This is a genomic window from Nostoc sp. DedQUE02, assembly GCF_034531035.1.
Taxonomy (GTDB): domain Bacteria; phylum Cyanobacteriota; class Cyanobacteriia; order Cyanobacteriales; family Nostocaceae; genus Nostoc.
Genome location: NZ_JAVRBY020000003.1, coordinates 225955 through 243893, shown reverse-complemented (window position 1 = coordinate 243893; position 17939 = coordinate 225955). Strand labels below are relative to the sequence as shown.

The following is a 17939-nucleotide window of genomic DNA, read 5'->3' as shown; positions in this document are numbered from 1 at the left end:
TAACAATAAAATTCAGAAGCCAACAACTCCACAAAATTCTATGACAACTACTTACAATTTGCCTGATGGGCCTCAAATGCCGCGCTGGCTGAGGATGATCAAGTTTATTACTCAGCCAGTGAAATATGTGGATGATTTTGCCAAAATCTACGGTGACACTTTCACGATCAGGAGTAGTAGCTCTGATAACCATCTTGTGTATTTTAGTCAACCCCAAGCCCTTGAGCAGATTTTTACTGCTGATTCTAGGCATTTTGAGGTTGGGAGGGGGAACACAGGACTAAGATTTTTACTTGGCGATCGCTCCTTTATGTTAGCGGATGGCGATCGCCACCAGAGGCAACGGCAACTATTAGCTCCTCCCTTTCATGGCGAAAGAATGCGGGCTTACGGTGAGGAAATTCGGGAAATCACCCGACAGGTGACTTATGAATGGCAAATTGGCAAGCCTTTTAAGATCCGTGAGTCGATGCAAGAAATCACCTTGCGTGTTATTTTACGGGTTGTATTTGGTTTGAATGATGGACAGCTATTTGAGGAACTGAGGCGATCGCTAAGTGACTTATTAGACTTCATCACTTCGCCCATAATGTCCAGCGCCTTCTTTTTCCAGTTCATGCAAAAAGATTTCGGTGCGTGGAGTCCGTGGGGCTGGGTTCTGCAACAACGGCAAAAAATCGATCAACTTATTTATGCTTTACTTCGAGAACGTCGGGCTGAACTAGATCAAAATCGCCAAGATATCCTAAGTTTGATGATGGCGGCTCGTTACGACGATGGTCAAGGGATGTCAGATGAAGAATTACACGACGAGTTAATGACACTGCTAGTTGCAGGGCATGAAACTACCGCTTCAGCATTGACATGGGCTTTTTACTGGATTGATCGTTTACCAGAGGTGCGTGAGAAGTTGCAAAAGGAACTCAACACCATTGGAAACCACGATTTGAGTAGTGTGGCTAAATTGCCTTATTTGACAGCTGTTTGCCAAGAAACATTGCGAATTTATCCAATTGTCATGACTGCTTTCCCACGGATTGTAAAGACCCCAATTACAATTATGGGTTACGAACTGCGAGAGGGGATGGTAATAGTTCCCAGTATTTATTTAGCGCATCATCGCGAAGAAGTTTACCCACAATCCAAACAGTTCAAACCAGAACGCTTTTTAGAAAGACAATATTCACCTTATGAATATTTACCCTTTGGTGGCGGTAATCGTCGCTGTATTGGCATGGCATTTGCCCAATATGAAATGAAAATTGTCTTGGCAACTGTTTTGTCAGAATTTCAAGTATCGCGAATGAATAACCGTCCTGTGCGTCCTGTGCGCCGTGGGTTAACTTTAGCCGCACCCGCCGGAATGCGGATGATTGCAACACCTCAAGTTAAGCGTGCAAATACACCAGTGTTGGTGTAATATCGTGTCCACTTGATTATTTATTAAACCCCAGGAATCCCACCCCTCTGCAAAGAGAAAATTAAAGGGTGGGGTTCTCCAAGTTTGGTTAATCAGTTATGCTGTTCAGTGTCAGAATTAACTGATATTTCAGGTTTAATCTGTTGTTTATTGGCGAGTTGTTCATAATGTTCTTTGTCGCGGTATTTAATTATTCTCATCGGTTGATTCCCAACAATTGCTAAAGGTTCAACATTAGTAGTTACAACCGTACCAGCCGCCACAATTGCACCATCTCCAATGGAAACTCCTGGAACAATAAGGACATTTCCGCCAATCCAAACATTGCGGCCGATGACAACAGGTTTATGAATGTAGACGTTATGTTCATAGGGCAAATCATTACTTTGATAGTCATGGTTTGCAGAGAGGATAACCACATTAAATCCAAGTGTGGTGTTGTCGCCAATTGTGATCCCACCACGGCCATCTAATATGACATCCGGGCCAATGTAGACTTTATTTCCCAGAGATATATTTTGTGGATGGTCAATTTTAATATCTCGCTTAAATCGTAGACCTGAGCCACAAAATTTTAATTGACTCTTCAGTTCTTGATGCTTGTAGCGCCTGATTTTGGTTTCTAGATATTCTCCCCATCGTACCAGGCGAGGTACTAGCCATTGTTCCAATAGTCGCTCTAATTTATTCGTAATTTTATTTTTGATCTCTTTCATAAAACCTCATAGAAGTTTAGGAATCCTCTGGCTTTCAACCAGGAAGAGAAAACGACGCGGGTACTTTAGCACCCTTCACATTTATTATGTTTCCCCAATGAGAGTATTTTCTCTCGTGTGAATAGCCTTTATTAAAAATCTGACTAGACAATGAACCAGAATCCCACTCATCAACTCCAAACACTTCTGCGTTCCCAATATTCGGCGACTCTTTTTTCCCATTGCTGCCAGTAATCTTTAATCGCTGCTGACTCCCCTTTATAAGGGGAGGGTTAGGGAGGGGTAAAAAATATTTGATACGTCAATTATGACTTGTCAAACATCCTCTTAGAAATCGCGGTTTACCTTGCACACAAGCAAAATTTTGCGTAATCACTCTTGTTTTAATTGTGCTAATGCTTCCTCTATATTCAGAGGTATTTCATGTTCTACTGTCTTCATTGCTAAGATAAGTCCTTCATTTTCAATAACTTCTAGCAAGTGTAAATAATCATCAAAATCTATGATTACTTTGCGGATATTACCTTCTATATCAGTAATCAGTTCTTGAACAAAAGGGTATTTATCAACTTTCATTTCGATTGTGATTTTGGTGTATCAAATTGCATCTATTTTTGATTTTTATGTTAGTTTTGTGATTTCCTGTTGCAGGGAAGTGAATAAAACCCTATTCCATTCTAAGGAATAGGGCTGAAGATAAGAGTTTGTAACACTGCCAAATGTCACTTTTACTTCAAATTATCCCCCTCTGTTTCCTCTGATTCCAGCAATTCCCAAATTAGAAAGGCAATTTCTATGAAAATACCTGAACCTGGAATTAACCAGTCTGCAATTAAGGGAATTACAAATAGTAAAATTGTCACCAGCTTTTTAATATTGATAGATTTCGTTGCTTTTTGCATTTGTTTCACCTGGAATACTGAAGCAACGGTAGATTTGGGGTAGTCAGTGAAAGCAAATGCGGTTGTTTGTTGGCTGTAATGGGTGAATACCCGGAGATTTGAGTTTGGGGATGCTAGATTAAGTTTGGGGATTCCCCAAACTTTATCCAAATTTGAGCAAAAGTAACCGATGGCGCGTGTTAGCTATGGCGATGATGTTAAAGCGCGGGTAAGGCAGCTGTTAGAAAGGTTGTTGGCTTATGCCAATGATGAGATAGAAAACCCTGAGCGTTTTAAAATTGACTTTAATTGGCAAACACCAAAGCAATTAGTTGTGAGGACACAGCTAAGGATTTTGGCGGAACTTGGTGGTTTAGAAAAAGAACAAGTTCGAGAAGCACTCAAAGCACTTGCTGAGTTTTTGAGTATTCTGGAAGATTTGCGCGAACACAAACGAGGTTCGGAGGACTGGCACTTTAAGCTGACGCTTTGGTGCGAGAAAAAGCACAAAGAAGGGAATTTAAAGAAATTTGATGAAGAATGGCAAAGCCGTAGAGAAGAATTACCTGGTGTGCAGCGTGTTGAAGCGAGAAAAGCTAAACCCAAGGCTACGTTTTACGAAAATATTCCCTTAAGTGGGGTGGTGCAGTTTGTTGGACGTGAAAAAGACCTCGAAAACCTCCACCAGCTTTTGCAGGAAAACGAACAAGTGGTAATAGCTGCTGTTGCAGGAATGGGTGGAGTTGGTAAAACCGAACTTGCCCTACAATATGCAAGGAATCACCGCAAAAGTTACAAGGGTGGAATTTGCTGGTTATTGGCAAAAGTTGGTGATGTGGGCATTCAAATTGTGCAGTTTGCCAGAATTGTGCTTGATTTAAACTTACCAGAAGGTTTGGATGTCTTGGCACAAGTGCAATACTGCTGGCGGCATTGGTGTGAGGGCGATGTGCTGCTAGTGTTAGACGATGTTGGGGAATATCAGCAGGTTAAGCCTTATTTACCCTCGTCATCTTCCCGGTTTAAAGTGTTGATTACCACGCGTCAATACTTGGGAGCATCTATTAAGCAATTATCCCTGGATGTATTGCAACCAGAAGCGGCGCTGGAGTTATTAAAGTCGTTTTTGAAAGAAACACCACAGCGAATTGAGCAAGAATTAGCTGTTGCAAATCAGTTGTGTGAGTGGTTGGGATATTTGCCTTTGGGTTTGGAATTAGTGGGGCGATATCTCAAGCGGAAAGTAGATGTTTCTTTAACAGAAATGTTGCAACGGTTGGAGAAAAAGCGACTAGAACAACCCGCCTTGGATAAACCAGAAGGCGATATGACAGCACAACGGGGTGTGTTAGCAGCTTTTGAGTTGAGTTGGCAAGAATTAAAAGACGATGATAAGCAATTGGGCTGTTTATTGAGTTTATTTGCACCCGCGCCTATACCTTGGAATTTTGTGGAACAGTGTTTACCAGAAGAAGACGAAGAAGAGTTAGAGGAAATTCGGGATGATAAGTTATTGAATTTGCATTTACTCCAGCGCAAAGATGAGGGAGTTTACCAATTGCATCCACTATTGCGCGAGTTTTTCCAATATAAGCTTACAGGTTTGGAACAGGCAGAGGAATTAAAGCAAAGTTTTTGCAAGGTAATGGTGGCAGTTGCTAAAGATATCCCTGAAACTCCCACACTTCAGCAAATCAAGGATGTCACCCCTGCAATACCTCACTTAGCAGAAGTAGCGAACCATCTCATTCAATACGTCAGCGATGAAGATTTAACTTCAGTATTCATCGGTCACGCTCGATTTTACGAAGGTCAAGGGTCATACGACCAAGCTTTACCTTGGTATCAGCAGTGTCTAGAAACCAGCAAAAAACGTTTGGGAGAAGAACATCCTGATGTTGCAGAAAGCCTTAATAACCTAGCGTTACTCTACCGTTCCCAAGTCAGATACAGCGAAGCCGAACCTTTGTTCATCGAAGCTTTGACATTATGGCGACACCTACTCGGAGAGGAACATTTAGGTGTTGCAAAAGGCCTTAACAACTTGGCAGCACTTTACAACTCCCAAGGAAGATATGATGAAGCCGAACCCTTATTTTTGCAAGCTTTGCAACTGAGGCGACGGCTATTAGGAGAAGAACATACCGATGTTGCACTGAGCCTCAACAACTTAGCAGCAGTCTATATTTCCCAAGAAAGATACAGCGAAGCCGAACCTCTGTTAGAGCAAGCTTTAGAACTATGGCGAAGTCTGCTAGGAGAGGAACATCCTTATGTGGCATTAAACCTTAATAACCTAGCATCACTCTACAACTCCCAAGGAAAAGACAGCAAAGCCGAACTATTGTACTTACAAGCGTTGACACTCAGGCAACGTCTGCTAGGTGAGGAACATCCAGATGTTGCATTAAGCCTTAACAACCTAGCGTTCTTGTACAACTCCCAAGGAAGATATGATGAAGCCAAACCTCTGTTAAAGAAAGCTTTAGAACTATGGCGAAGTCTACTAGGAGAGGATCATCCCAATGTGGCATTAAGCCTCAACAACTTAGCGTTTAGCTACTATTCCCAAACAAGATACAGCGAAGCTGAACCCCTTTACCTGCAAGCTTTAAAACTCAGGCAAAACAGTCTGGAAGAGGGGCATCCAGATGTTGCATTTAGCCTCAACAAAGTTGCACAACTCTACTGTTCCCAAGGCAGATACAGCGAAGCTGAACCATTGTTCATCCAAGCTTTGGAGATTTTTGAGCAAAGATTAGGGATAGATCATTCTAATACTGTAACTGTACGTAAAAATTTAGCAGATTTGCGCGATCGCCTCTCCTCACAATAGCAAAATTCAAGTTCCCAACCTCATCAATCAAGCTTTTATCTCCAAGTTTCCTGTTCTGAACTCAAAGTTTCATGTTTTAAACAAGAACGTTTCTGTTCCAAGTGAGAACGTTCCTGTTTCAAACGAGAATATTCTTGTTCCAAATGAGAACGTTCCTGTTTCAAACGAGAATATTCTTGTTCCAAGTGAGAACGTTCCTGTTTCAAACGAGAATGTTCTTGTTTTGAGGTGGAATGATGGTGTTCTGAGGGCGTAGGCGTAGCCCGTCAAAGACATCGCTCTACCTAAATTGTAGAATGAGGTGCGATCGCCTTTGATAGTTGAGAGATAATTGCGATCGCGATCGCTTTTTGAGCCACAATGGATAGAACGATAGGGAGTCCATAGAAGAAACAATAGCTAAAAAGAAACCAAATCAGGAGAAGGCTTGATGCAATCAGCATTACGCATTGAAACTAAAGTGTTACCAGGCAACAAAATTGAAATCACTTTGCCTGACGATACACTCTCAACCTCTGTAGGACAAACTATTGAGGTAATTGTCCTGATACCACAAAAAACGACACTAGAAGGACAATCGATTATCCACCTGCTTGAAGAAATCCACAAACAGCGTCCTGTTGGCAGAAGTGTAGAAGAAATCAATCAAGACCTCCAAGCAGAACGAGATGCATGGCACAACTAATTCTGCCAGTTGTGATTCTAGATGAGGTGCTGAAATCGTGAGCGATCGTTTTTATGTGTTCGTTGATAATGGAGAGCGATGTCTGCGACGGGCTACGCCTACGCCGATTACAAAATAAGCATTATTCAAGTAAATTAAATCCCTGTTCGCTTCTTAACTTTCTGTCAAAAGTTACTATTGAACTACAACTATTATGTTGAGCAATCGCGCCGATCAAATAGTCGGATAAATCTGCCTTTCCCTGCTTAAATCGCTGTAATGCTTGATAAACTAAAGAGCGATTTTCTAACTCAAACACTGAACATTGCAACATTAACTCTATAGTGTTGCTAATTTCTTCCTTACTAAATTGATATGGCTTTCCCCGTAAAACCCAAACCAACTCACAAAGAACTATATTTGCTACAAAACATTGCTCTCCTGCTTCGATAATTTCAGCAGCTTGTTTCCACTGCTTTTCATCATCTTTTGTGAGGTAGCGCACTAAAATATTCGTATCAACTCCAATCACTTGCGCCTTCTTGGATTGCTGCTTCCATTTCTTCTAAAGTTGCACTTTTCATCGCCGGACGATGTAAAATGCCGGACAGGGTTTGAACAGGAACATTGAGTGGAATTAGTTTAACTGTCCCATTTTCATCAATGACAAAATCAACCTTACTACCTATATCAAGATTAAGATAATCCCGAATTTCTTTAGGAATAATTACTTCTCCTTTGGTGGTGATGGTGACGCTAGCCATTACGTTTTCTGACATAAATTATTTACTTAAATATAACGTTTCTTGGCAGCTCAACACTGCAAGCGGTATAAATAGAGTCTTTTCTCTGCGTTTCTCTGCGCTTCCCTCCGCGTCCCTCTGCGTTAAAAAACAATCTCCTCCCTCATTCTCTCCTCCAACACATCCAACAATCCATCCACATCCTTCCCAGCTTGCTCAAAACAAATTGGTGGTGCTGGTTCCGGTGCAAACTGAATTAACTTAATTTCCCCCTTCCCAATCCCAATCATCACAACTTCCATTTCCGGCTTGTGATTCTCGACAATTCCCAAAATTTCCTGAAGCCGATTATCAACCTTATTATTTAAATTCTCTATCTGCTCTTTCGGACAATAAACAAAATGCGGCGTTGGTTGCAAATCAATACCAACAGTCCCCTGACTGTCACCATTTGCTAACCACAATCCCCAAAACAGCGCCGCCAATTCCTGCTGATTTGCTTTGACAAATTTATCCAACTGGCGACGCCACTTAGTATCACCTGATTCTGGTTGACTATTACCAAAAAACATAAATAATTCGTAATGAAGACACAGACAATAGGCGAAACTTATCTCAAACCCGACTGTACGCGCCAGAGGCCGGAATAAATACCGTCTTTCTCTAGCAATTGCTCGTGGGTTCCCGACTCTACTAATTTCCCATGTTCCATGACATAAATGCAATCAGCATTGCGGATGGTGGAAAGACGATGAGCGATCGCAATTGTAGTTCTATCGACTGTAATCCGTTCTAGCGATCGCTGGATTGCTGCTTCTGTCTCATTATCCACTGCCGAGGTAGCTTCATCTAAAACTAGAATGGGGGGATTTTTGAGAACTGCACGGGCGATCGCAATTCGTTGTCTTTGTCCACCAGATAACTTTTGTCCTCTTTCCCCGACAATTGTCTCATAACCTTGGGGCAATTCAACAATAAATTCGTGCGCCTCGGCTATCTTTGCCGCCGTGATGATTTCTTGCTCTGTAGTCTCAAAGCTACCATAAGCAATATTCTCCGCTACAGTGCCATGAAATAGAAAGACATCTTGACTCACCAAACCAATACAGCGACGTAAATCTTGCAAATTCAAATTTTGCAAGTCAATACCATCAACAGTAATGTTTCCAGCTTGCACTTCATATAACCGCAACAAGAGTTTGACTAAAGTGCTTTTACCAGAACCAGTAGAACCGACAATTGCAATAGTTTTTCCCGCCGGAATCTTCAAAGATAGATTTTTAATCACTGGAAATCTATCTTTATAGGCAAAATAAACATTGTTAAATTGCACTTCCCCGCGTACTTCATTCACAGGTAACGCCACATCACCTGTATGAATGGCGATAGGAGTATCCAATAAATTCATGACTCGATTAGTAGAAGCCATTGCCCTTTGATATTGGTCAAATGTTTCGCCTAATCTAGTTAAAGGCCACAGCAATCGTTGAATTAAAAACACTAATACGCTGTAAGTACCTACAGACATTGCTCCAGAAACTGCTGCCATTCCACCATATAAAAGTAATGCCGTGAATCCCACCAAAATCAGCATCCGAATTAACGGCACAAAAGCAGCAGAAAGAGTAATTGCCTTAGAGTTACTATGGCGATAAGCATCACTATCTAATTCCAAACGATAAGCTTCATAAGCTTCAGATGTGAAGCTTTTAATAGTAGTAATTCCGCTAATATTGTTTGACAACCGCGAATTGAGAAAACCGACCTTTTCGCGGACATCAGCGTAGCGAGGTGCAAGCAGTCGTTGATAGGCAAAAGAACCCCAAAGAATGAATGGCATCGGTGACAAAGCCATCCACGCTACACTAGGAGCCAGAATAAAGAAAGCAGCGCCAATAATTAGAACCGTTGCAGAAACTTGGATAATATCATTTGCTCCTCCATCCAAAAACCGCTCTAATTGGTTAATATCATCACTGAGGACAGACATTAAACCGCCAGTGCTGCGTTCTTCAAAATAAGCCAATTCCAACTCTTGCAAATGTTTGTATGCATCCAAACGCAAGTCATGCTGAATATTCTGAGCCAAATTCCGCCAAAGTCGAGCGTAGGCGTACTCAAAAACCGATTCTAGTATCCAAATGACCACAGTCAGGAAGGAAATAATCAAAAATTGTCCAAAGACATCCCGCACCCCTAACTGTGCAATTATAGAATCCTGTTGCTTAACTACCACATCCACCGCCACGCCAATTAAGCCGGGTGGTGCTAAATCAAAAAACTTATTGAGGATAGAATAAGTAGTCGCTAACCAAATTTGTTTACGATACTGGTGTCCATACTCCAGCAAACGCTGAAGAGGATACGTTGAATGTTTACGCCTTCTTGATGCCCGATGAGATTTTAATACAGTAGCCACGGCTTTTTGCGATTTCGTGTGACTGATATTACCACGGAACAAAGTCTTGAGTCCTAAGTCCTGAGTCTGAAGATTGATTCAGACGGACTAATGAGAAACTAGTAACTGAGTTTATTCAAGAGCTAGCTAGGGGGCAGCACTTCGGCTACGCTCAGTGACCGGGGGACATGGGGAGAATAACTAATGACAAATGACCAATGACTAACTAAATATTGGAGAAAGGAATTTGAAAAATCAGCAATTTGGTAATTGGCAAACCACAGTTTTGGGAATTGTGTTAGCAATACTGGTGATTATTGGGCTAAATTCCTTTATCATTATTAACCCTGGACAAGCGGGAGTAATCAGCATCTTGGGTAAAGCCAGAGATGGCGCTTTATTAGAAGGTATTCACCTAAAACCGCCTTTTATCACCGTGATAGATGTGTATGATTTAACGGTGCAAAAATTTGAAGTACCAGCAGAGAGTTCCACTAAAGATTTGCAAAATTTATCTGCAAGATTTGCAATTAACTTTCGCCTCGACCCGATAAAGGTAGTTGAAGTTAGAAGAAAACAAGGAACATTAGAGAATATTGTCTCAAAAATCATTGCACCCCAAACACAAGAAGCATTTAAAATTGCCGCAGCTAGAAGAACAGTAGAAGAAGCGATTACCAAACGAAGTGAGTTAAAAGAAGACTTCGATAATGCGTTAGGCGATCGCTTAGACAAATATGGGATAATTGTATTAGATACTAGCGTCGTTGATTTAGCATTCTCACCAGAATTTGCCAGAGCAGTCGAAGAAAAACAAATTGCTGAACAACGAGCGCAAAGAGCCGTTTATGTAGCACGGGAAGCCGAACAAGAAGCGCAAGCAGACGTGAATCGCGCCAAAGGTAGGGCAGAAGCTCAAAGACTTTTAGCAGAGACACTCAAAGCCCAAGGAGGGCAGTTAGTTCTGCAAAAAGAAGCAATTGAAGCTTGGAAGACTGGCGGCGCTCAGATGCCAAAAGTCCTGGTTATGGGTAATGACTCAAAAAATGGCGTACCCTTTATATTCAACCTTGGAAATGTCCAAAATCAACCGTAAAAGGGAAGTGGGCATGAGATCGCAAGGTCTAAAATTTATGGAATTTGCTCTGACCTCAGACAAATTCTCCAATACATTGGACTATTTCCAATTCAAAACCTAAAATCCAAAATGGTATAAGTTGGGTTAGTCCCAACTCAAACACCACAGAAAAGCTAACCAGATAATAATCGAAGTCTATGTCAACCTCCAATCCTCAAAATCTCACTGCCGAAGAAGCCAAAAAATTACTGAACAAATTCAACTGTCTAGACATTGCCCCTATCCTCAATTCATCAGAAAAAGTAGTAATTCGTAATGCCTTAATTTTGCTCACCAAGCTTACTGATTACCAAATTTTAGGAATTTGTGCTGATACGGCAGAAGAAGGAATATTGGCAATGAAAACCTATTCTCTGGCTTTGGGTTATGAACCGCCAAACAATTTACTTACACCCGAAGGGCCAGTTTATATCAAATTAAATGGCAAAAACGGCTTGTGTTATCTTGATTCCTATGATGGACATCATCGTGGTGTATTAGTATCTTGCCAGTCTTATGACGAAGATGGAATCAACGAAATGTATGGACACCTTCCCTTGGACTTATTTGTATAGAGTTGTTGCGAATGTAGGTAAGGTATTTGCCTTACCTACTTACTAATGAAAAATAATTAATGACTTCAATCTTATGAGTATTATTACACTACAATCAGTAAAAAAAGACTTTGGGATCAAGGAAGTTTTAAAAGATGCTAGCTTTAGCCTTGATGCTACCGATAAAGTTGGATTAATTGGTACTAACGGTTCAGGGAAATCAACTTTATTAAAAATGATCGCTGGGTTAGAATCTATTGATAGCGGTCAAATTTTAATTAATTCTGGTTCTAAAATTATCTACTTACCGCAGCAACCAGATTTAGATGAAAATCACACAGTTTTAGAGCAAGTTTTCGCTGACAGTGGCGAACACATGGCTTTAGTACGCGAGTATGAAGAACTTTCTGATAAATTGGTTCATTATCCAGATGATAGCCAACTGATGTCTCGCCTTTCTATGGTGATGCAACAGATGGATACGACTGGTGCTTGGGAATTAGAAACTAATGCCAAAATCATTCTGACAAAATTAGGAATTTCTGACTTTGATGCCAAGATAAGTACTTTATCTGGAGGCTATCGCAAGCGCATTGCTTTAGCATCAGCCTTGCTATCAGAACCAGATGCTTTGCTCATGGATGAACCGACAAACCATCTTGATGCTCTTTCTGTGGAATGGTTACAAAGTTATTTAAATCGCTATCGCGGCGCATTGTTTCTAATTACCCACGATCGCTACTTTCTAGATCGCGTTACCAACCGGATTATTGAAATCGACCGAGGCGACATTTACACCTATTCAGGTAACTACTCATATTACCTCGAAAAGAAAGCTTTAGCTGAAGAATCTGCCGTCAGCAGTCAACGCAAACACCAAGGCTTATTGCGCCGCGAGTTGGAATGGCTCAAAAAAGGCCCAAAAGCCAGAAGCACTAAACAAAAAGCTCGAATTGACCGCGCTCACGCTCTACGGGATACTGAATTTAAACAAGTTCAGGGTAAAGTTGATATTTCCACAGTTGGTCGTCGCATTGGGAAAAAGGTTATTGAGTTAGATAACATTTCTAAGGCATACAATGGACGCACTCTGATTAATAATTTCACCTACGAATTTAGTCCAGAAGACCGCATCGGCATTATTGGCGCTAACGGTGCTGGTAAATCCACTTTAATGGACATCATTACTGGACGGGTTAAGCCAGATTCCGGCATTGCCGAAATTGGTACTACCGTTCACATCGGTTATTTTGACCAGCATTCGGAAGAATTGCTCACAGCCTTAAACGAAAATCAGCGCGTGATTGACTACATCAAAGAAGAAGGAGAATTTGTCAAAATTACCGATGGTACTCAAATTACCGCTTCGCAAATGTTGGAACGGTTTTTGTTTCCTGGGAATCAGCAGTATGCCCCAATTAGTAAACTTTCGGGTGGGGAAAAACGCCGTTTATTTCTGTTGCGGGTTTTGATGAGTGCGCCTAATGTCTTAATTTTAGATGAACCGACAAATGATTTAGATGTTCAGACATTGGCAGTATTAGAGGATTATTTAGAAGATTTTGCCGGGTGTGTAATTGTAGTTTCTCACGATCGCTACTTTTTAGATCGCACCATCGACACAGTATTTTCCTTTGAAGAAGGCGGTAATCTGCGGCAATATCCAGGTAATTACTCGATTTATCTAGACTATAAAAAGGCTGAAGAAGCACAGCAACAAGCTGCGAATGCTAAAGAGAAGCCCAAAAATGCCGAAGTCCAAAATGGTGCGGCTTCACCCAAACAGGTAGAGAATACCAAGCGGCGGAGATTATCGAATTGGGAGAAAAAAGAATTTGAGCAGTTGGAAGGTAAAATTGCCGAGTTAGAAGCTGAGAAGGCGGAAACCGAGAAAACACTAGCGAATGTCTCACCGGGGAATTATAGCGAAGTGCAAAAACTCTATAATCAGGTGGAAAAGCTCAAGCACGCGATCGATGTGGCGACTGAACGCTGGTTAGAATTAGCAGAGATGGAATCTTGAAATTACTAGCTATAGGACTCATATTTGATTGCGTGAAAAAAACTCAGTACACCTTTATTCCTTCTTCTCAGTCCTAATTATTAGGGTTTTGCCGAGTTTTTTTACCAAATAAACCAGACATATTTAATCCTGTCACCAACAATCCCAGAAGTCCTAATCCATTCAAAATTGGGTAGATTCCTTGCAGATGAAAGATTTCGCCTGTATGGATACTTAACAAGAAGCTAGCTGGAACTCCTATACCAATAGACCACTCGCGGACAAAGGTTGTTAATATCCCAGTCAGCACAGTTAACATAAGTGGCACAGATAGGATGATGCCAAGGATACGATGATACTTACGAAATGAACGTTTCATGGTATTTTTCCGGTCAGTAGAAACTTTTTCCCAATACAATGTAGGCTCAATATCACCTGAAATGCAAATGAAATGAGAAAAATCGAGTCTTTTCAGACAAGACTCGAAGTCAGTAATTGGTGTGAGGAGTCTTGATAGACTCCGTTCTTAAGGTAAAGCACAGCAAGTAAAAAACTCGGAAAGAACCAATATTTTCTCTTTCCGAGTTTTTTACCTTGATAGCATTAATATTTAAATGACAAAAATATTACCTAATATTTTTGTTCATAGTCAGCGTAAAATATGAACGCTAGTACAAGTCGGCGGAAACAAACTTACTATTTCATTACCGCTATAAAGCCCAAAATTAAAGCATGAGTGACTTTTGAATTTTGATTTCCGCCTTGCGGTACTAATCTACACAAACGAGTTTTGATGAGGAGTTGAGAATGAATCGTTTTAATCCAGTACTGATAGTTGCTGCAATTAGCCTAATGACTTTGGTTGGATGCAATAAGGCTGACGAACCTACTGCACAGACGCCACCTGCTGGGAGTTCTATCTCTGATACAGCAGCCACTCCTGCTGCGACAACTAGCCCTGGTGCAGCAGCCACTCCTGCTGCGACAACCTCCCCTGGTGCAGCAGCCACTCCCGCTACAACAACCGAATTTCAAAGTCTACAAGGTGTTGTTACCAATACTAAGGCCGCAGTTGAGACGGGAAATTTTACCAAAGCTAAAGGGGAATTTGATAAATTTGAAGATTTCTGGTCAAAGGTTGAGGATGGAGTCAAAGCTAAATCTCCCACTACCTACAAAGAAATTGAAGATAAAGCTGATGAGATTAAGGCAGGACTAAAAGCCTCTGCACCAAATAAACCGAAATTGTCAACCGCTTTAGGGGTTCTTAACAAGGATGTCACTAGTGTAGCCAAGCCTTAAGAGCCAAATACATAGACTGAGTATTTGTTGGCTAGTTTGCTAGTAGTACGTCAAGTTGAAATTGACGGATAAGCAAGTTTGTAGTAAGGATTTTAGTCCTGATTATTTTAAGCACTAAAGTGCTTACTACAAACCTTCAAGATTAACTTAAACACTGGCATCGTCTGTTTGCAGCTACTCAACTATCAAGTAGGTATCGAATTTAAAAACTCACGCATCTGGTGAAAAATGCGATCGCACTTCCACAACACGCTACTATCTCTCATCAACTGCGTAGTTTACCGCCGTAGGGCGATCGCTTTGCACTAATACAAAATTTGATGTTGCTGAATCGAGGTATGAATTTGGATGTAGAGACGTTGCATTGCAACGTCTCTACAAGGATTTTGAAATAACGCAAAATTATTTTTCATACAGCAATCAGCAACGCCAAAAATTTTTTAAATCCTTCAACATCTCTCTCAAGGATGAAATTAACTCATAACTGTAGGTAGTAGCACTAATATTTAAGGATGGCTAATCTAGATAAAGTTGACTTAATACACCAATTCTCAGTGGCGCGTACTGGGAATTTGTTGGCTGTCTGGATAGCCTCAATTAAATGTTCCTTAGCACAGCGACAGATATGAAAGCAGACGAACTCCTGAAAAACTATGCCGCAGGTGTCAGAGACTTTACTGGTGTCAACTTGAGCGAGGCCAATCTAAGGGAAGCTAATCTCAGTGGCGTAATTTTAGATAAAGCAATTTTAGATGGAGCCAATCTGAGTCACGCTAATTTAGCTTACGCCAGTTTGATTGACACAGACTTAAATGGAGCAGATTTAAGCAATGCCGATCTCAGTGGTAGTAACTTAAGCGGAGCTATTTTGGATGGAGCTATCTTAGATGGAGCCGCAATGGAAGGAGCTAATCTGAGCCATGCTGATTTGACGGTTGCGAAACTGATTGAAACTAACTTAAGCGAGGCAGATTTGCAGGAAGCAAGCTTGATCGCGGCGAATCTAGATGGAGCTGATTTAAGTGGTGCAGATTTAACCGTAGCCGACTTATCGCAGGCAAATCTCACTCAAGCAGATTTGAACCAAACAAATTTGAACGGAGCAAATTTGGATGGAGCCAATATAGAAGGAACAATCCTAGATGAAAATGTCTAAAGTCACAGAGTTTTGCAGATGAGGTGAAATATCAAGAGAATACTTGAGCATCGCCTTCATCAAAACGGCGAATAGCGCACCGAAAAATACAGCCCATTTTCTTGAAGCGATCGCTTTTCACCATCCACCGAGATCAGGGGAATACCCCAATCTAGGCGCGCTAAAAAGTCATCACCCTGTTTCCACAACAAACCCAATCCAGTGCTAAGAAGTGTACTCTGTGATGGATTTTCGCCCTTGACATTCCAGCCTTTACCAACATCAATGAAGGGTGTCAGTTGCAGCACCCCGTTTATCTTGTTAGCGCGGACAATGGGTACTCGCAATTCTGTTGAAAATAACAGGCCATTATCTGTGAGTAATGCGTCTTGGCGATAGCCTCGTACACTTAGCTGTCCACCAAGACCAAATTGCTCCAGAGGCACTAAGGAATCTGCTGACAATTGGAAATCGCCTCTAGCCAAAAAGAGAGTGTCCGGTGCTAATTGCCGCACCCACTGCGCCTGTCCGCGCCACGCAAAAAAGCGACTATCTGGTTCATTTTCACTGACATTAGCATCGAACCAATCTACACCAAAACTCAATTGCGATCGCGCTGCAAATACATACCGGTTATTTCGCTGGGTATATTCTTGAAAAAAGCGCAGGGCAGAAATATTGGTTTTTCCATTTGCATCTGCACCAGGGGAAAGTCGAAACGGCCCAATGTTATCAATACCCAACTCAGTTTGGCTTTCCTGGCGCGAGAATGACAGCCCAATCGCTAACTCTTGGGTTGGTTTTTGCACCAGTGGTTGCCGATAGCCTAATTCGTAGGATCGGGTATTTGACTGAATATCAAGAACGCTGAATGGTTTTTCAATTACGCGATTCCACCCCTGACTAAAACCAAAAGAGACAGTGCCATTATGGGCATTAATCGGTAGCGTGTAATTGACATTGATTGTATTACTACCATCAGTATTCGCATATCCCACGCTCAGGGTATCACCCAAGCCCAATAAATTGGCTTCTTGCAGATCCACTCCTCGGCGAAAACTGCCGACGCTAGGCGATCGCCCATTATCTAGACTTGCTGTCAACTTAAAAGTTTCTGCTTCTTCAACCTCAACTTGCAAGACATTGGTTCCTGGATGCACGCCTGTCTGCAACTCTGCTGACAAGTTTTTAATCCGTGGATCGAGGCGAAGTAATTGCAGTTTTTCCAGTAAGTGTGGTATATTTAAAGGTCTACCAGCACCAAGTTGGATGCGATCGCGAATGTATTGACTTTGCAATCGCCTATTACCAATAATCTTGATTTCTTGTATACTGCCTTCAATGACTTGAATTTTGATTACCCCAGCTTCTACTGTCTGCGGTGTAATCAATGCGCCTGTAGTAACATAACCTTTATCAGTGTAAAGCTTCGCGATCGCATCTCTAACTTGCAACAACTCTGCAAAAGTTAGTTCCCGTCCCACAAAAGGATCTGTGATCGCGGCAAACTGTTCTGCTTTGAAAACTGTACTACCAATAACTTCAATGCGGTTAACCCGAAATTTAGCATTAGGGTCATTTTCCTCCAGAATCGGCTGATTCGGTAGGTTTGGGGATGGAAGCAATTGATTTTCGTCAGGTGGTTTGGGCAGCACATCCGACGGTAACTGAGTGTCAGGAACATCCTCTAACCGACCTGGCGGTACTGTCTGAGGATTGGGAGTCTGGGCCGCAGCTACGCCCGTGGTAGACATCGCATCTTGATAGTTGCACAATACTACTGCGATCGCAAAGTTAAGTGTTAGAAATTCAGCAAAGATCCTCAGTTTGCCCACGAAATTGAAGACCTGTGGCTGAACTTTAACCAAGGTTTTTCTAATCATTATTTGTAATTAAATAAATTACAGAAATACTTGGAAATTATAAGTACGTATACGGCAGGTACTATATCTAACCTAAATTCTGCGGGATAAAATCAGTAATATTACTATTTATTCTGATATTATTACTTATGCAACTGTATCAAGATGATTACACAAGCCCCAAAGCAAAAGTTAGAGCAGAGGAAGTCTCCGCTCTAAACTTTCTAATAGAGTGTCCTTATTTAAATCCCCGTTGGGCTGACGCTCACGCAACGCCTAGCTTTAGTTATGGGGATTAACTATTAGCTG

The 17939-nt window shown here is 41.5% G+C and carries 18 protein-coding genes; 8 read left to right on the top strand and 10 right to left on the bottom strand.

Going from position 1 to position 17939, the window contains the following annotated elements; all coding sequences use genetic code 11:
• Positions 1–40: 40 nt before the first annotated feature.
• The gene (locus tag RMX98_RS05080) at positions 41–1420 is read left to right on the top strand and encodes a cytochrome P450 (protein ID WP_322676794.1); all 1380 of its coding nucleotides are present in this window, start codon (positions 41–43) and stop codon (positions 1418–1420) included.
• 92 nt (positions 1421–1512) lie between these two features.
• Here the strand turns inward: RMX98_RS05080 and RMX98_RS05075 are convergent, their stop codons facing one another.
• The 3 genes from RMX98_RS05075 to RMX98_RS05065 form a co-directional block, all read right to left on the bottom strand.
• Entirely contained in the window at positions 1513–2136 is a 624-nt protein-coding gene (locus tag RMX98_RS05075; protein ID WP_322676793.1) for an acyltransferase, read from the bottom strand.
• Between the two features lie 372 nt (positions 2137–2508).
• Positions 2509–2712, bottom strand: a complete 204-nt coding sequence (locus RMX98_RS05070; protein WP_322676792.1) for a hypothetical protein — start codon at positions 2710–2712, stop codon at positions 2509–2511.
• A gap of 152 nt (positions 2713–2864) precedes the next feature.
• Entirely contained in the window at positions 2865–3038 is a 174-nt protein-coding gene (locus tag RMX98_RS05065; RefSeq protein ID WP_322676791.1) for a hypothetical protein, read from the bottom strand.
• Positions 3039–3207: 169 nt separating this feature from the next.
• Between RMX98_RS05065 and RMX98_RS05060 the strand changes: the two genes are divergently transcribed.
• Entirely contained in the window at positions 3208–5853 is a 2646-nt protein-coding gene (locus tag RMX98_RS05060) for a tetratricopeptide repeat protein (protein ID WP_322676790.1), read from the top strand.
• 35 nt (positions 5854–5888) lie between these two features.
• On the opposite strand, the gene RMX98_RS05055 is transcribed toward RMX98_RS05060, so the two are convergent.
• Positions 5889–6059 carry a hypothetical protein gene (locus RMX98_RS05055; RefSeq protein WP_322676789.1) on the bottom strand — a complete coding sequence of 57 codons (171 nt, stop codon included), beginning with the start codon at positions 6057–6059 and terminating at the stop codon, positions 5889–5891.
• A 224-nt stretch (positions 6060–6283) separates the two neighbouring features.
• On the opposite strand from RMX98_RS05055, the gene RMX98_RS05050 reads away from it, so the two are divergent.
• Positions 6284–6538 carry a hypothetical protein gene (locus RMX98_RS05050; protein ID WP_322676788.1) on the top strand — a complete coding sequence of 85 codons (255 nt, stop codon included), beginning with the start codon at positions 6284–6286 and terminating at the stop codon, positions 6536–6538.
• Between the two features lie 121 nt (positions 6539–6659).
• On the opposite strand, the gene RMX98_RS05045 is transcribed toward RMX98_RS05050, so the two are convergent.
• From RMX98_RS05045 to RMX98_RS05030, 4 genes are all read right to left on the bottom strand, one after another.
• On the bottom strand, positions 6660–7049 hold the full coding sequence (locus RMX98_RS05045) for a type II toxin-antitoxin system VapC family toxin (protein WP_322676787.1): 390 nt from the start codon (positions 7047–7049) through the stop codon (positions 6660–6662).
• The gene (locus RMX98_RS05040; RefSeq protein ID WP_069069158.1) at positions 7036–7281 is read right to left on the bottom strand and encodes an AbrB/MazE/SpoVT family DNA-binding domain-containing protein; all 246 of its coding nucleotides are present in this window, start codon (positions 7279–7281) and stop codon (positions 7036–7038) included. Before RMX98_RS05040 ends, RMX98_RS05045 begins: the two co-directional genes overlap by 14 nt.
• Positions 7282–7403: 122 nt before the next feature.
• Positions 7404–7832, bottom strand: coding sequence for a hypothetical protein (locus RMX98_RS05035; RefSeq protein ID WP_322676786.1), 429 nt, complete (start codon positions 7830–7832; stop codon positions 7404–7406).
• Between the two features lie 38 nt (positions 7833–7870).
• Positions 7871–9679 carry an ABC transporter ATP-binding protein gene (locus RMX98_RS05030; protein ID WP_322676785.1) on the bottom strand — a complete coding sequence of 603 codons (1809 nt, stop codon included), beginning with the start codon at positions 9677–9679 and terminating at the stop codon, positions 7871–7873.
• 226 nt (positions 9680–9905) lie between these two features.
• Between RMX98_RS05030 and RMX98_RS05025 the strand changes: the two genes are divergently transcribed.
• The 3 genes from RMX98_RS05025 to RMX98_RS05015 all read left to right on the top strand — a co-directional run bounded on the left by RMX98_RS05025 (position 9906) and on the right by RMX98_RS05015 (position 13352).
• Entirely contained in the window at positions 9906–10754 is an 849-nt protein-coding gene (locus RMX98_RS05025; RefSeq protein WP_322676784.1) for a prohibitin family protein, read from the top strand.
• Between the two features lie 179 nt (positions 10755–10933).
• Positions 10934–11350: a DUF1824 family protein gene (locus tag RMX98_RS05020; protein ID WP_322675311.1), complete on the top strand. Its 417-nt coding sequence runs from the start codon at positions 10934–10936 to the stop codon at positions 11348–11350.
• Positions 11351–11423: 73 nt separating this feature from the next.
• Positions 11424–13352: an ABC-F family ATP-binding cassette domain-containing protein gene (locus RMX98_RS05015; RefSeq protein WP_322676783.1), complete on the top strand. Its 1929-nt coding sequence runs from the start codon at positions 11424–11426 to the stop codon at positions 13350–13352.
• A gap of 73 nt (positions 13353–13425) precedes the next feature.
• On the opposite strand, the gene RMX98_RS05010 is transcribed toward RMX98_RS05015, so the two are convergent.
• A complete protein-coding gene (locus RMX98_RS05010) occupies positions 13426–13710 on the bottom strand; it encodes a peptidase (RefSeq protein ID WP_174708855.1) in 285 nt (94 codons plus the stop codon).
• 428 nt (positions 13711–14138) lie between these two features.
• On the opposite strand from RMX98_RS05010, the gene RMX98_RS05005 reads away from it, so the two are divergent.
• Entirely contained in the window at positions 14139–14633 is a 495-nt protein-coding gene (locus RMX98_RS05005) for a DUF4363 domain-containing protein (RefSeq protein WP_322676782.1), read from the top strand.
• Between the two features lie 625 nt (positions 14634–15258).
• Positions 15259–15789, top strand: a complete 531-nt coding sequence (locus RMX98_RS05000; RefSeq protein ID WP_322676781.1) for a pentapeptide repeat-containing protein — start codon at positions 15259–15261, stop codon at positions 15787–15789.
• A 59-nt stretch (positions 15790–15848) separates the two neighbouring features.
• On the opposite strand, the gene RMX98_RS04995 is transcribed toward RMX98_RS05000, so the two are convergent.
• The gene (locus RMX98_RS04995; RefSeq protein WP_322676780.1) at positions 15849–17651 is read right to left on the bottom strand and encodes a ShlB/FhaC/HecB family hemolysin secretion/activation protein; all 1803 of its coding nucleotides are present in this window, start codon (positions 17649–17651) and stop codon (positions 15849–15851) included.
• Positions 17652–17939: the final 288 nt, after the last annotated feature.

Excerpts from the sequence above, each read along its gene's own strand:
- RMX98_RS05080 (WP_322676794.1), top strand. The coding sequence starts at position 41 with ATGACAACTACTTACAATTTGCCTGATGGGCCTCAAATGCCGCGCTGG.
- RMX98_RS05075 (WP_322676793.1), bottom strand. The coding sequence starts at position 2,136 with ATGAAAGAGATCAAAAATAAAATTACGAATAAATTAGAGCGACTATTG.
- RMX98_RS05070 (WP_322676792.1), bottom strand. The coding sequence starts at position 2,712 with ATGAAAGTTGATAAATACCCTTTTGTTCAAGAACTGATTACTGATATA.
- RMX98_RS05065 (WP_322676791.1), bottom strand. The coding sequence starts at position 3,038 with ATGCAAAAAGCAACGAAATCTATCAATATTAAAAAGCTGGTGACAATT.
- RMX98_RS05060 (WP_322676790.1), top strand. The coding sequence starts at position 3,208 with ATGGCGCGTGTTAGCTATGGCGATGATGTTAAAGCGCGGGTAAGGCAG.
- RMX98_RS05050 (WP_322676788.1), top strand. The coding sequence starts at position 6,284 with ATGCAATCAGCATTACGCATTGAAACTAAAGTGTTACCAGGCAACAAA.
- RMX98_RS05040 (WP_069069158.1), bottom strand. The coding sequence starts at position 7,281 with ATGGCTAGCGTCACCATCACCACCAAAGGAGAAGTAATTATTCCTAAA.
- RMX98_RS05035 (WP_322676786.1), bottom strand. The coding sequence starts at position 7,832 with ATGTTTTTTGGTAATAGTCAACCAGAATCAGGTGATACTAAGTGGCGT.
- RMX98_RS05020 (WP_322675311.1), top strand. The coding sequence starts at position 10,934 with ATGTCAACCTCCAATCCTCAAAATCTCACTGCCGAAGAAGCCAAAAAA.
- RMX98_RS05015 (WP_322676783.1), top strand. The coding sequence starts at position 11,424 with ATGAGTATTATTACACTACAATCAGTAAAAAAAGACTTTGGGATCAAG.
- RMX98_RS05010 (WP_174708855.1), bottom strand. The coding sequence starts at position 13,710 with ATGAAACGTTCATTTCGTAAGTATCATCGTATCCTTGGCATCATCCTA.
- RMX98_RS05005 (WP_322676782.1), top strand. The coding sequence starts at position 14,139 with ATGAATCGTTTTAATCCAGTACTGATAGTTGCTGCAATTAGCCTAATG.
- RMX98_RS05000 (WP_322676781.1), top strand. The coding sequence starts at position 15,259 with ATGAAAGCAGACGAACTCCTGAAAAACTATGCCGCAGGTGTCAGAGAC.
- RMX98_RS04995 (WP_322676780.1), bottom strand. The coding sequence starts at position 17,651 with ATGATTAGAAAAACCTTGGTTAAAGTTCAGCCACAGGTCTTCAATTTC.